Source organism: Gordonia paraffinivorans (assembly GCF_900683595.1).
GTDB lineage: Bacteria > Actinomycetota > Actinomycetes > Mycobacteriales > Mycobacteriaceae > Gordonia > Gordonia paraffinivorans.
In genome coordinates, this window is sequence record NZ_CAACYD010000006.1 from 461,155 (window position 1) to 474,266 (window position 13,112).

General features: G+C 69.1%; 14 protein-coding genes. 1 reads left to right on the top strand and 13 read right to left on the bottom strand.

Annotation, left to right across the window (positions count from 1 at the left end; translation table 11 throughout):
* Positions 1 to 51: 51 nt before the first annotated feature.
* The 13 genes from E1P53_RS08975 to hpt all read right to left on the bottom strand — a co-directional run bounded on the left by E1P53_RS08975 (position 52) and on the right by hpt (position 12,056).
* Complete coding sequence (locus E1P53_RS08975; RefSeq protein WP_109238629.1) at positions 52 to 852, bottom strand: type III pantothenate kinase; 801 nt, start codon at positions 850 to 852, stop codon at positions 52 to 54.
* Positions 853 to 875: 23 nt separating this feature from the next.
* Positions 876 to 1,313, bottom strand: a complete 438-nt coding sequence (gene panD, locus E1P53_RS08980; RefSeq protein WP_006901654.1) for an aspartate 1-decarboxylase — start codon at positions 1,311 to 1,313, stop codon at positions 876 to 878.
* A 3-nt stretch (positions 1,314 to 1,316) separates the two neighbouring features.
* Positions 1,317 to 2,300, bottom strand: a complete 984-nt coding sequence (gene panC / locus E1P53_RS08985; RefSeq protein ID WP_371830992.1) for a pantoate--beta-alanine ligase — start codon at positions 2,298 to 2,300, stop codon at positions 1,317 to 1,319.
* Positions 2,300 to 3,379, bottom strand: a complete 1,080-nt coding sequence (locus E1P53_RS08990; protein ID WP_131734081.1) for a Rossmann-like and DUF2520 domain-containing protein — start codon at positions 3,377 to 3,379, stop codon at positions 2,300 to 2,302. The genes panC and E1P53_RS08990 overlap by 1 nt, the downstream gene beginning before the upstream one ends.
* A 163-nt stretch (positions 3,380 to 3,542) precedes the next feature.
* Entirely contained in the window at positions 3,543 to 4,325 is a 783-nt protein-coding gene (locus tag E1P53_RS08995) for a hypothetical protein (protein ID WP_131734082.1), read from the bottom strand.
* A 281-nt stretch (positions 4,326 to 4,606) separates the two neighbouring features.
* Positions 4,607 to 5,803 carry a DUF6779 domain-containing protein gene (locus E1P53_RS09000; protein WP_131734083.1) on the bottom strand — a complete coding sequence of 399 codons (1,197 nt, stop codon included), beginning with the start codon at positions 5,801 to 5,803 and terminating at the stop codon, positions 4,607 to 4,609.
* Positions 5,804 to 5,967: 164 nt separating this feature from the next.
* The gene (locus tag E1P53_RS09005; RefSeq protein WP_006901649.1) at positions 5,968 to 6,486 is read right to left on the bottom strand and encodes a DUF3180 domain-containing protein; all 519 of its coding nucleotides are present in this window, start codon (positions 6,484 to 6,486) and stop codon (positions 5,968 to 5,970) included.
* The gene (gene folK / locus E1P53_RS09010; RefSeq protein WP_131734084.1) at positions 6,483 to 7,004 is read right to left on the bottom strand and encodes a 2-amino-4-hydroxy-6-hydroxymethyldihydropteridine diphosphokinase; all 522 of its coding nucleotides are present in this window, start codon (positions 7,002 to 7,004) and stop codon (positions 6,483 to 6,485) included. Before folK ends, E1P53_RS09005 begins: the two co-directional genes overlap by 4 nt.
* A 16-nt stretch (positions 7,005 to 7,020) precedes the next feature.
* On the bottom strand, positions 7,021 to 7,392 hold the full coding sequence (gene folB / locus E1P53_RS09015) for a dihydroneopterin aldolase (RefSeq protein WP_131734085.1): 372 nt from the start codon (positions 7,390 to 7,392) through the stop codon (positions 7,021 to 7,023).
* The gene (folP, locus tag E1P53_RS09020; protein WP_131734531.1) at positions 7,385 to 8,239 is read right to left on the bottom strand and encodes a dihydropteroate synthase; all 855 of its coding nucleotides are present in this window, start codon (positions 8,237 to 8,239) and stop codon (positions 7,385 to 7,387) included. The genes folB and folP overlap by 8 nt, the downstream gene beginning before the upstream one ends.
* 50 nt (positions 8,240 to 8,289) lie before the next feature.
* Positions 8,290 to 8,901, bottom strand: a complete 612-nt coding sequence (gene folE / locus E1P53_RS09025) for a GTP cyclohydrolase I FolE (RefSeq protein ID WP_006902283.1) — start codon at positions 8,899 to 8,901, stop codon at positions 8,290 to 8,292.
* Positions 8,902 to 8,910: 9 nt separating this feature from the next.
* Positions 8,911 to 11,343: an ATP-dependent zinc metalloprotease FtsH gene (gene ftsH, locus E1P53_RS09030; protein WP_131734086.1), complete on the bottom strand. Its 2,433-nt coding sequence runs from the start codon at positions 11,341 to 11,343 to the stop codon at positions 8,911 to 8,913.
* Positions 11,344 to 11,492: 149 nt separating this feature from the next.
* Positions 11,493 to 12,056 (bottom strand): hypoxanthine phosphoribosyltransferase, encoded by a 564-nt coding sequence (gene hpt / locus E1P53_RS09035; RefSeq protein WP_006902285.1) that lies wholly within the window; start codon positions 12,054 to 12,056, stop codon positions 11,493 to 11,495.
* Positions 12,057 to 12,370: 314 nt separating this feature from the next.
* Here hpt and E1P53_RS09040 point away from each other — a divergent pair, with 314 nt between their 5' ends.
* The gene (locus E1P53_RS09040) at positions 12,371 to 13,096 is read left to right on the top strand and encodes a DUF8020 domain-containing protein (RefSeq protein WP_131734087.1); all 726 of its coding nucleotides are present in this window, start codon (positions 12,371 to 12,373) and stop codon (positions 13,094 to 13,096) included.
* Positions 13,097 to 13,112 lie beyond the last annotated feature (16 nt).

The window sequence follows — 13,112 nt, forward strand, 5'->3', positions numbered from 1 at the left end:
CCGGCCGGTCGTGCCGTTACTGCGGCGCGGCGAGGTCCGCTGTCCCAGGACCTACTTCCGCCGCGGATTCGCCTTCGCGCGTTCGTACACCAACCGCAGGCCCTCGAGAGTGAGGTGCGGGTGGTGGTCGGTGAGCGACCGGCACTCGTCGAACATCAGCGGTGCCAGGTAGCCGGTGGCGACCACCGTGACGTCGTCGCCGTCGAATCCGGGGACGGTGTCGCAGACGCGGTCGACGAGGGCGTCGACCTGGCCGGCGAAGCCGTACAGGATGCCCGACTGCAGCGCTTCGACGGTGTTCTTGCCGAGCACGCTGCGTGGCGGCATCAACTCGACCTTGCGCACGGTCACGGTGTGCTCCGACAGCGCCTCGACCGCCAGGTTCACGCCGGGCGCGATGGCCCCGCCGAGGAACTCCCCCTTCGCCGACACCGCGTCGACGACGGTCGCGGTGCCGAACGCCACGACGATGCACGGCCCACCGAACTCGTGATGTGCGGCAAGGCAGTTGGAGACGCGGTCGGTGCCGACCTCCTTGGGGTTGTCCACCAGCAGCGGGACCCCGGTGCGCACCCCCGGCTCCAGGAGCACGTGCGGCCCGTCGCCGAAGTAGCGCGGCAGCATGACCCGCAGCTCGCGCAACAGCGACGGCACGGTCGACAGCGCACTGACGCCGGTGACCTGCTCGATGTCGGGGCCGAGCATGCCGCGGAAGACCCACGCCAGTTCGTCGGCGGTGTAGTGCGGGTCGGTGTGGATGCGCCAGTCCTGCACCAGCCGTGCATGATCCCCGGAGCCGGCGAAGGCGCCGATGTGGATGTTGGTGTTGCCGACGTCGACGGTGAGCAACATGGGGTGTCGTGCCTGCCCGTCCGTCAGGCCGTGGCGTCGGCGAGAACCGGCTCGGGATGACGCGGGTCGAGCAGACCCGATCCCTCCGGCGCGTGTGCCGGGTCGTCGCCCGATTCGAGGATGCGGTTGCGCTCGTCGACGAAGACCACGTTCGGCGAGTAGTCCTTCAGCTCCTCCTCGTTCAGCATCCCGTAGGCGATGATGATCACGAGGTCGCCGGGATGGACGAGATGTGCTGCGGCGCCGTTGATCCCGATGACGCCGGTACCGCGCTCGCCGGCGATCGCGTAGGTCACCAGCCGGTTGCCGTTGTCGATGTCGACGATCGTGACCTGCTCGCCCTCGAGGAGGCCCGCGGCGTCGAGGAGGTCCTGGTCGATGGTCACCGAGCCGACGTAGTGCAGGTCCGCCTGGGTCACGGTGGCGCGGTGGATCTTCGAGGTCATCATGGTTCGCAGCATTGACTACTGTCCCTTCTCGGACCCGGAGGCGGTTCCGGAGAGTTCTTCCTGGAGGGCGTCGAGGCCGCCGATCGTGACCCCGACGTTGTCGATGAGGCGTGCGGTGCCGAGCCGCGCGGCCACCAGGAGACGCCCCGGCCCCTTGACCGGAGGCTCTTCCAGGTTGCGTCCGCGCAGCACCAGGTATTCGACCTCGATCTCCGGCACGGTCGCCAGAACCGCCTGTGCCGCAGCGACGATCGCGTCGCGACCGCCCTCGGCGGCATGGGCGCCCGCGACGAGCGCAGCCGACAGCGTGGTGGCCAGCGCCCGCTGCTCGGACGTCAGGTAGCGGTTGCGCGAGCTCATCGCCAGCCCGTCGGCCTCGCGGACGGTCGGCACGCCGACGATCTCGACGTCGAGGTTGAGGTCGTTGACCATCTGGTTGATGAGGATGAGTTGCTGGTAGTCCTTCTCGCCGAAGTACGCCGCATTCGGTCCGACGATGTTGAGCAGCTTGAGGACCACGGTGAGCATCCCGGCGAAATGCCCTGGGCGAGAGACCCCGTCGAGGATCTCACCGGTATCGCCCGGGTGCACCATCGTCCGGCGGCCGTTGGGATACATGTCGGCCGCGGACGGGGCGAAGACGAGTTCGACGCCCTGCGGTTCGAGCAGGGCGAGATCGGCCTCGAGGGTGCGGGGATAGGCCTCGAGATCCTCGTTCGGGCCGAACTGCAGCGGGTTGACGAAGATCGACACCACCACGACCGTGTTGGCCTTCGCCTTGGCCATCTTGACCAGTTGCAGGTGTCCCTGGTGCAGCGCACCCATGGTCGGGACCAGCACGACCCGCTTGCCCGCGGACCGCAGGGCTCGAGTGACCCGCGACAGCGTCGCCGGGTCGTGGTGCACGGTCAGCTGACCGGACTTGAAGGAGGGTGCCTCCTGGGACGGGACACTCACGGCATCTCCTTTGATCGCTGGTGTCATCACGGGGTTGGTCATCACGCCGACCGTCCTTCGAGGAGGTCGAGCAGCGCACGGGGGGCATCGGTGGTCTCGGCGGCGCGACGCGCCATCGTCCGGTACGACTCGGCGATCCCGTGCTCGCCGTCGCCGCCGCGGATGGCCCGCAGGGCGTCGAGGTGGCGTCGGACCGCCGCGGAGTCGCCGCGCGCCACCGGACCGGTCAGCGCGGCCGGTCCGAGTTCGAGGACGTTGTTCAGCGACGCCTTCACCAGCGGGGCGAGGATGCGTTCGGCGAGTCGTGCGCCGTGTCCGTCGACGGTGGCGGCGTCGCGGCCGGAGTGATCGATGGCCGCGTTGAGTGCCGCGACCGCATCCGAGACCAGCGCGATCAGATGGTTGGCGCCGTGCGCGAGGGCGGCGTGGTACAGGGTGCGGTCGGACTCGGCGATCCGGACCGGTTCGCCGCCCATCTCGAGCACCAGAGACGACGCGATCGCCTCACCCACCGCATCCTCCGCCGTGACGGCGAAGCAGGCGGTGGTCAGGCGCGCGGTGTCCTCGGCGGTGCCGACGAACGTCATCGCGGGATGCAGGGCGAGCCCCAGCGCGCCGCGCGCCGTCAGCGGCGCCAGGATGCCGACGCCGTGCGCGCCGGCGGTGTGGGCGACGATCGTCCCCGGTCGCAGGGCACCGGAGTCGGCGATCTGGTCGATCACCCCTGGGAGCTCGGTGTCGGGGACGCTGAGGAGGAGCAGCTCCGATCGTGCGACGACGGCCCCGAGGCCGAGGATCTCCGAGTCGGGAAGACGTTCGGCGACGCGGCGGCGGGACGCGGTGGAGCGGGCGACGACGGCACCCACGACGTGCCCGGCCTTCTCGAGGGCCTCCCCCATCGCGGTGCCGACGCGGCCGGCGGAGACGATGCCGACCGTCAGTCGCGCGGGTGCGGGCAGATTGGACGTTCCGGGAAAGGGGTCGACGGGGCGTCGGAGGGTCGCGCCGGATTCGAGGTACACATCATCGCCGAACGCGTCTCCGGCATCTGCGCCGGAGGCGTCTCTGCCACCGGCCTGCCGTGCGAACGGCACGCCGGGGTCACCGGTCGGTGAGGTCACCGCTGTCCTCCGTGGGTTCGTTCCAGTCCCGTCGTTGCCGGGACCGCGCCACGGGAATCGAACTCTCCGAGGCGGCCGCCGGCACGGGTACCAGACGTTGCAGAGCAAGGGTAGGACTCAGGGGACCCCATGCGGCAAATCTGTGACAGGTGTCACTGGCACCTCAGGCCTGGCGTGCGGGCTCGCCTGCCTCGTCTCTGCCCTGCCGCGCCATCACCCGCAACACCGCGTCGACGAGCCACAGCGTGAGCACACCCGCGATGATGTCGACGATGTCGCCCAGCGGCGAACGGAATCGCGGCGAGAACGGGTCGAGAACCGGCGACGCGGGGACTCCGAGCCCCTGCCCGACGCCCTCGACGATGGTGTCGACCGGGCTGACCGCCCATCCCTCGTACGAATTGACCGCGAGCAGTCCGATGACCGGGACCGCGAGAATCCACCAGAATTGCCGGCGTCGGGCTATCGACCACGCGACGATCAACAGCACCACGAATGCGGGCATGTGATCGGAACAGAAATCGAGGATCTCGTATTCACCCGAACGAACCAGGACGGGAATCTGACCTCCCCAGAATCCGAGCGCCCCGACCGCGCCGATCGGGACGGCGAACGCCGCGCGGGCGATACTGCGCGACCAGAACGCGAGCACCAGCACCATGTAGACCGGCATCGCCGCGGTGAGGACCCAGATGGCGACGAGGCTCGTCGTCGGGCCGTTGGCCGCGTACTCCGCGTGGTATTCGGCGAACGAGGCATCGCTGTTCGGGTCGAAGGTGAAGAGCCACAACACCATTGGCCACCAAGCGAGCAGCGGGAGGAAGAATGCCGCGCTGATGAGGGTGCGCGTCAGAGGCGTGCCCCGCTCGGTGTGGCGGATCGCTGCGCGTGGTGAGCCGGCCCGGTCGGAGAGACCGGAAACACTGCCCGCCAACGCTCCGCCCATATGCCGCAGTGTAGGGCGATCGTCCAAGTCCCACGACCCGATTTCGGGTCAGGTCACAGGACTGGTCCGATCGGATGACGAAATGGGTGGATCACCCGGAATGACCTTGCAGACCGATGGCCGATCACAGATGGGAACAATTCGGAGATAACCGGCCCGAAACCGCATCGACGAGCCATTCAGAACGATACCCGGGCGCGGATCGTCATCCAGATGTGCTTCGGGCCGGGACCATCTTGGATGTTCCCGGCCCGCAAGGCGTCGTGCGTCGACGTCTGGCGTCAGTCCGCCCGGCGTCGACGACCACCACCGGAGTTCTCGGCCTGCTGACGCAACTGGTTCAGCAACTCCGACGCCGGCAGACCCGCCGAGTGCGCCGCCTCGGTGGAGTCGGCCGCACGACGGCGACGGCCGCCGCTGTACGCGCTCGCCGGACGCCCCGCCTCGTGCCGTCCGGCCGAGCTCAGGAACGGCGGCACCTCCACCTCGTCAGCGTCCGCGGACGACTGGTTCTCCGCGTCCCGGGTCGGCTGCTCCGAACCCGTGCCCGACGCCGCGGTGGTCACCCACTCGTCGGTGGGGGTCTCGTCGTCTGCGAGGTCATCCGACACCGACGCTGCGGACTCCTCCGGCCGGTGATCGGCGTCCTCGGTGTCGACGACCTCCGCGTCGGACACGTCCTCGGCGTCCACCTGCTCCGACGCCGGGGACGCATCGGTGGTCGAGATGTACGGGGTCGGTCCGGTGACCGGACGGTCCGCATCCTGCAGCGGGACCTCGGTCGCGATGCGTCCGGAGATCGGGTCGTCGGTGATGATCGGGATGACCTCGGTCATCTCGTTCGGGTCGACCGGCTCGGCATGGCGACCGTCGTCGGCCGCGGGTGCGGTCGCCGCGAAATCTCGCGCGGCCAGCACACCGTCGTCGTGGTAGCCCGGCTCGTAGGGCGGCACCCCGCCGAACGAGGTGCCGTGGGTGCTCGCACCGGTCCCCGACAATCCCGAGGCCAGCTCGCGCAGTTTCTCGTTGGACAGGGCCGCACGCTGATCCGGCAGCGGTTCGCCGATGAGCATCTCCAGACTCGATCGCAGCGCGAGGACCTGAGCCTTGAGCTCGGAGAGTTCCTCGTTGGCCTCGGCGGTGACCTCCTTGCGGATCGTGGTCTCGACGTCGAGTTCGTACTGGCGGCGGGCGGCGATCTCCCGCTCGAGCTGCAACTCGTACACCAGTCGGAGGTCCCGGCTCTTGGCCTCGGCGCTCTCGGCCTGACGGCGGAACTTGGTCACGAGGATCGCGCCGATCACGGCCGCCCACAACGCCGAGATGACCGCGAGTGACCCGGTGATCGACAGGCGATCGGTGAACACCATCAGGATGCTCGCGGCCAGCGAGAGCACGATCAACAATCCGAGCAGCCACTGCGCTGCCGACCGCCTGGAGCGTCGCGTGTCGGCGGAACGGCCGTTCGAGGTCGTCATGATCGTGAACTTACCCGTTGTGAGTGCATTCGGACGCCAACCGGGTGCGGAGTTTTGCAGATCGGCAACGTGTTATGCACTGCATTCGCGCCCTTTCCCGGCAACCGTCAGGACCCTCGGCACGGGAGTCGGCGGGATCGCACGCCATGGCCGGATCCGGGCGGTCAGGCCCCCTCGACCGGGGGCGGGTCGTCCGGTGCGCGGCAGCAGTATTCGAGCCACATCGCGGCGCCCACGAGCAGGACCCCGCCGATGAGTCCGACGATGGCGGCCGGCCGGTCGTGGTCGGCGGCGGCGACGTCCTGTTGCCCGAGCAGGAAGGTCAGCAGACCGGCCCACACGCCGACCGATATGGCGCCGAGGATGGCGGAGGCCTTGGCGAGCGCGAGAACCCGGGCGGCGGTCAGCGGATGGAGCTGGCCACGTGCCTGCCCGATCTGGTGGGACTCCACGCGCGACCGGACGACGAACGCGATCACGATCTCCAGCGCGGCGAGGACGTACAGCACGACGCCCGCCAGCAACGGCAGCGGCGGGAAGTCGGAGTAGTTGTAACGCACCAGAATCCAGGCGGCGATGCCCGTCACCACGGCGATCAGCAGCAGGTCGCGCAGGCGCGTCGGGCCGAGGCCGGTCTCCTCCTCGTCGCCCTGTCCCGGGGTGCGCGGATCGGGAGAGGTCATGCCCGCCCTCCCGTCTCGAGGCGTCCGACCACCCGGACCGCGTCGCGCTCGGCGGGGTCGAGCTCGGCGACGAGCTCGCGGACCGGACGTTCGCCGGCCGGCGTCCAGAGCGTGGCGTCGGGGTCGGCCTCGAGCCACGGCACGAGGACGAAAGCGCGTTCGGCTGCTCGCGGATGCGGCAGCGTGAGCGTCGGGTCATCGTCGACGACGACGCGTCCGTCGGTGACGACGCTGATCACGTCGACGTCGAGAGTGCGTGGACCCCAACGGATGTCGCGGGTGCGTTGCGCCGCCTGCTCGAGTTCCACGCCGCGTTCGAAAAAGTCCCGCGCGGTGCCCGGACCCTCGACGAGAAGCGTGACGTTGAGGAAGTCGTCCTGCTCGACGCCGCCCCACGGTGGCGTCGCGTACACCGACGACACCGCCACGAGCTCGTCGGCGAAGGCCTCGACGACCGACCTCAGATGCCCAAGGGAGTCACCGACATTCGATCCGGCCGACAGCACCGCGCGACTCATCGCATGCCCTCGCGTGTCATCTCATGCCCTTTCGCGACCGGCGGGTCACCACCGCGACGTCGTCGAAGGCCAACGGGATGGGCGCCGACGGCTTGTGCACCACGACCTCGCAGGCGGTGATGCGCTCGTCGTCCATGATCTTCTCCGCGATCTCCGCCCCCACCGTCTCGATGAGGTTCCGCGGCTCGCCCCCCACGATGTCGGCGGCGAGCTGGGCGAGCGCGCCGTAGTCGACCGTGTCGGCGAGATCGTCCGACGCGGCCGCGACCCGCAGGTCCAGCCACAGGGTGATGTCGATGAAGAAGTCCTGCCCGTCGGCACGCTCGTGGTCGAAGACCCCGTGGTTGCCGCGGACCCGGAGGCCGCGGAGCTCGATCCGGTCAGCCATGGTCGCCTCCTGCCGATGACGTCGTGCGGGAGCCGCCGGCCCGCCAGGCCGCGGCGACGGACACCGCGTCGTAGCTGCCGGCGACGTCGTGGACGCGCACGCCCCAGGCGCCGGCGGCGGCGGTGAGCGCCGAGATCGCGGCGGTGGCGACGTCGCGTCCGGCCGGCGGCCGGTCCTCGCCGTCGCGGGCCAGCAGGGTACCGAGGAACCGCTTGCGCGACGCCCCGACGAGGACCGGGAAACCCAGGCCGATGAAGGTGGGCAACGCATGCAGCAACGCCCAGTTGTGTTCGGCCGTCTTGGCGAATCCGAGCCCGGGGTCGAGGATCAGGCGATCGGGGTCGACCCCCGCGGACACCGCGGCGTCGACCTGCGCGAGCAGTTCTCCACTCACCTCGGCGACCACGTCGCGGTATCCGCCGACATCGCCGATGCGGTGGGTGAACCGGCGGTCGTCGCTGTCCCCGGTCGGACGCCAGTGCATGAGAATCCAGGGCACGCCGGCATCGGCGACGACCTTCGCCATGTCGGCGTCGGCGCGTCCGCCCGAGACGTCGTTGACGATCGCCGCGCCGGCCTCGATCGCGGCGGCGGCGACTCGCGCCCGCATGGTGTCGACGGAGACGACGATGCCGTGGTCGGCGAGCGCACGGATCACGGGCGCGACCCGTGCGGCCTCGACCTCCGGGTCGACGCGACTCGCGCCGGGCCGGGTCGATTCGCCGCCGACGTCGATGAGGTCCGCGCCCTGCTCGACGAGCCGTAGCCCGTGGGCCACCGCGGCGTCGGTGTCGAGGTAGCGACCGCCGTCGGAGAAGGAGTCGGCGGTGACGTTGATGACGCCCATGACGAGCGTCCGGTGGTCACCACCGCCGACCGGGACCACGTTCTCCGGACTCACCGGGTGATGAGGTCGAGGGCTTCGCCGCGGGACACCGCACTGGACTTGAAGATGCCGCGGACGGCCGAGGTCGTCGTTGTGGCGCCCGGCTTGCGGATGCCGCGCATGGCCATGCACAGGTGCTCGGCCTCGATGACGACGATGACGCCGCGCGGGTCGAGCCGGCGCATGATCGCGTCGGCGATCTGGCTGGTCAGGCGCTCCTGCACCTGCGGGCGCTTCGCGTAGAGATCGACGAGTCGGGCGAGCTTGGACAGGCCGGTCACCCGTCCCGACGCCCCCGGGATGTAGCCCACGTGCGCGACGCCGTGGAACGAGACCAGGTGGTGCTCGCACGTGGAGTACATCGGGATGTCCTTGACCAGGACCAACTCGTCGTGGTCCTCGTCGAAGGTGGTGGCGAGGACGTCGTCGGGGTCGGTGTAGAGGCCGGCGAACATCTCGCGGTAGGCGTTGGCCACGCGCGTCGGCGTACGACGCAGCCCCTCGCGGTCGGGGTCCTCGCCGACGGCCAGCAACAACTCACGCACGGCGGCTTCGGCACGGGCCTGGTCGAACTGCGATCGGTGCCCATCCACTACGGCGTCCTGCCGCTCACTGATCGTCATCCGTCAACCTTACGAGTTTCGTCCGTTCTGGCCGTCACCGGCACTGCCGCCAGATCCGGGCCCGCCATTTCCGGGCCCGCCGTTCCCGTGGCCCCCGTTCCCCGGACCGTTGTCCCCCCGGTGTCCCCAGCCGTTGGTCCCGTGGGAACCGGGGCGGTCGGCGGGCGACTGCTCGGGCGGCCAGCCGGGTGCCGACCAGTCGCGCGGGGCGCCGTAGTCGGGGCGGGTGCTGCCCGTGTAGGGGCCGCCGGGCGGCGGGGTCGCGTGACCCGGGTTCGGGTACGGCGCACCCGGATACGGCGACGCCTGGTGAGGCGGCTGCTGCGGGTTCGCGTACCCGGGGTTCGGGGCCTGGGGCGGATACGACGGGTACTGGGCGCCCGGCTCCGGGGAACCGTACTGGGGTCCCTTGCCGAGCGGTACCCGACCGGTCGACTCCGGACCCGACCGGCCGGTCGCCGGTGCGCCAGCGCCCACCGGCTCGGGGACCTTCTTCTCCTCCGGCGGCCACGGCTCCCCGCGCTCGGCGGCGAGCTCGCCCGGGGTCTTCACCGGCGGCTTGTCGCTGGGGGTCCGCTCGCCGAAGTCGTTGAACGCGGTGATCCGGGGGCGCTTCTCGACGTCGACGAAGATCTTCTCCAGATCCTTGCGCGTCAGCGTCTCCTTCTCGAGCAGCTGGCTGGCCAGCACGTCGAGGGTGTCGCGGTACTCGTTGAGGATCGCCCACGCCTCGGTGTGCGCGGCCTCGATGAGTCGCCGGACCTCGTCGTCGATCTCGCGGGCGATCTCGGCCGAGTACGCCGACTGGGTGCCCATCGAGCGGCCCAGGAACGGGTCGCCCTGCTCCTGGCCGTAGCGCACCGCCCCGAGCTTGGCGCTCATGCCGTACTCGGTCACCATGGCCCGCGCGATCTTGGTGGCCTGGTCGATGTCCGACGACGCGCCGGTCGTCGGCTCGTGGAACACCAGTTCCTCGGCGGCGCGGCCGCCCATCGCCATCACCAGGCGGGCGATCATCTCCGACCGCGTCAGCAGGTCCTTGTCCTGCTCGGGCACGGCCAGCGCGTGGCCGCCGGTGCGTCCGCGGGCGAGGATGGTGACCTTGTAGATCGGGTCGAGATCGGGCATCGCCCATGCGGCGAGCGTGTGACCGCCCTCGTGATAGGCGACGACCTTGCGCTCGTGCTCGCTGATGATGCGGCTCTTGCGGCGCGGGCCGCCGATCACGCGGTCGACCGCCTCTTCCAGGGCCTCGGCGGTGATGACCTGCTTGTTCTCGCGCGCGGTCAGCAGCGCGGCCTCGTTGATGACATTGGCCAGGTCGGCACCGGACATGCCGGGCGTGCGCTTGGCCAGGCCGTCGAGGTCGGCGTCGGGGCCGATCGGCTTGCCCTTGGCGTGCACCTTGAGGATTGCGCGACGCCCGGCCAGGTCCGGGTTGCCCACCGGGATCTGACGGTCGAAGCGGCCCGGGCGCAGCAGCGCGGGGTCGAGGATGTCGGGCCGGTTGGTGGCCGCGATGACGATGATGCCGGAGCGGTCGCCGAAGCCGTCCATCTCGACGAGCAGCTGGTTCAGCGTCTGCTCGCGTTCGTCGTGTCCGCCGCCGAGCCCGGCGCCGCGTTGACGGCCGACGGCGTCGATCTCGTCGACGAAGATGATGCACGGGGCGCTGTTCTTGGCCTGCTCGAACAGGTCGCGGACGCGCGAGGCGCCAACACCGACGAACATCTCCACGAAGTCCGAACCCGAGATCGTGAAGAACGGGACGCCGGCCTCACCGGCGACCGCACGCGCGAGCAGGGTCTTACCGGTTCCGGGCGGGCCGAACAGGAGGACGCCCTTGGGGATCTTGGCACCGAGCGCCTGGTACCGCGACGGGTTCTGCAGGAAGTCCTTGATCTCGTAGAGCTCCTCGACCGCCTCGTCCGCGCCGGCGACGTCGGCGAAGGTGGTCTTGGGCATGTCCTTGGTCAGCTGCTTGGCGCGAGACTTGCCGAAGCCCATCACGCCGCCGCGGCCTCCGCCCTGCATGCGGCTCATCACGAAGAAGAACAGGCCGAACAGCAGGATCATCGGCAGGACGAAGATGAGGATCTGCCACAGGATCGACTGCTCGTTGACGTTGGTGGTGTACGGCGCACCGGTGTTCTCGACCGCGTCGAAGATCTGCTCGCCGGCCTGCGCGGGGTATTTGGTGCTGATCTTGTCCGCGTCGGAGTCGCCGACCTTGACCGGGGACTTGAGCTCGATGCGCAGCTGCTGTTCGCGGTCGTCGATGCTGATGAACTTGGTGTTCTTCTTGTCCAACTGCTCCAGCGCGACGGAGGTGTCGACGCCCCGGTACTCGCGGTCGGAGTCGCTCATCACGCTCCAGCCCCACAGGGCGAGCAGGACGAGCGCCAGGATGGCGAGGTTGCGGAAGACTGTCTTACGGTTCATGCCAGTTGGTGGGGGCCGAGCCGGCACGCGAGAGGTCCTCCTGCGCGCCTACGCCGTTCCCATGTCCTTCCCATCGACGTACACATTGAGGCTACCGGTCAACGATCGCGCAGGTGAAACCGTTCCCGGCCGTGAGCAGGAGCGCAGCGTCAGCTCGAGTACACCGACGGCTTGAGCCGGCCGATGTAGGGCAGGTCGCGGTAGCGCTCGGCGTAGTCGAGGCCGTAACCGACGACGAACTCGTTGGGGATGTCGAACCCGACGTCGGCGACGCGGACCGGGGCCTTGACGGCCTCGGGCTTGCGCAGCAGGGTGCACACCTCGAGGCTGCGCGGGGACCGGGTGGCGAGGTTCTTCAGCAGCCACGACAGTGTGAGGCCGGAATCGATGATGTCCTCGACGATCAGCACGTCGCGTCCCTCGATGTCGCGGTCGAGGTCCTTGAGGATCCGCACGACACCCGACGAGGAGGTCGACGAGCCATAGCTCGAGACCGCCATGAACTCCAGCTGCGACGGGATGGGCAGTGCGCGGGCGAAGTCGGTCATGAACATGACCGCCCCCTTCAGCACTCCGACGAGGACCAGGTCCTCTTCGATGTCGGCGTAGCGGGAGGCGACGGACGCTGCGAGCTCGGCGGTGCGCTGCCGGATCTGCTCCTGTGTGATCAGAACAGCGTCGATGTCAGCGGCATAGGGGTCTGCGGACTGCACCGTTACAGCTTGTCATGCCCGGCCGTGCCGGATACCGACGGGTTGCGATTTCGTGGCATGAAAGGCACCTCCGCACGTAGTACGAACGGATCAATATCGGGTAACCGGAAGATCGTTTGTGGTATCGATTACATATCGAACCGAGAACAGAAGTCACACCCGTCGCAGAAACGCATCATTTCTGGATCGGTTCAATGCACGTTGTGATCGCTCGGTGATGACGCGGTTACCGCGGCGCGCACCACTGTGTAATCATCGACCCGATTCCCCGATCCCCCTCGGGGAACCCCCCTCCACGGAAAGATCCCCCTCAGATGCACCTTGATCCTCAGGGCGAGGCCATCCCGCGTTCCCGCATGCGCACCATGGTCCTCGCAGTCATTTCCCTTGCCGCAGTTGCGATCACGGCATTCTCCGGCGTTGCCCAGGCGGCCCCGAAGCAGCCCGCGACCCCGACATATGACGCTTCCTGGAATGCGTCGTCACTGACGCTCGCGCTCCACAACGCAAAGGCGAGCACCGACAACGGAACGCTGACCATCCGTGATTTCTCCGGCAAGGAGCTCTTCCGGATGCCGCTGGCATACCGCCTGGAGGACCGCCAGTTCCCGATCGACGCGCGTCAGGCCGGCAACAAGGTCACGCTGATCCCGTCGCGTGACGCCGCACGTTCGGTCAAGGTCGACGCGGCCGAGGTGGAGCAGCTGCGCGGTATCGCACGGCATCAGGTGGCGGCGCCGGAGACGCGGCAGGAACGGGATGATCAGGCGCTGGCTCGCTTCCAGCAGCAGCTCAGTACAGGTACCTCGATCTCGTCGCTGGTTGGCACTGCCATCGGCGCGATCGTTGGCGGCGTGCTCGCCTGCACCGTGTTCCAAATTGTTGCACCCGTCGTCGGTTGCCTGGTCGGAGTTGCACCCGCCGCAGCTGTGGGCAGCCTCGTCGGTCTCGTCTTGGGAGGCGGCGGCACCTTGATCGGCGCCGCGATCCAGTACTTCAACACGATCAACTCGCCCTTCAAGGCACCCAAGAAGAAGTAGGGCCACTCAAGCCCGG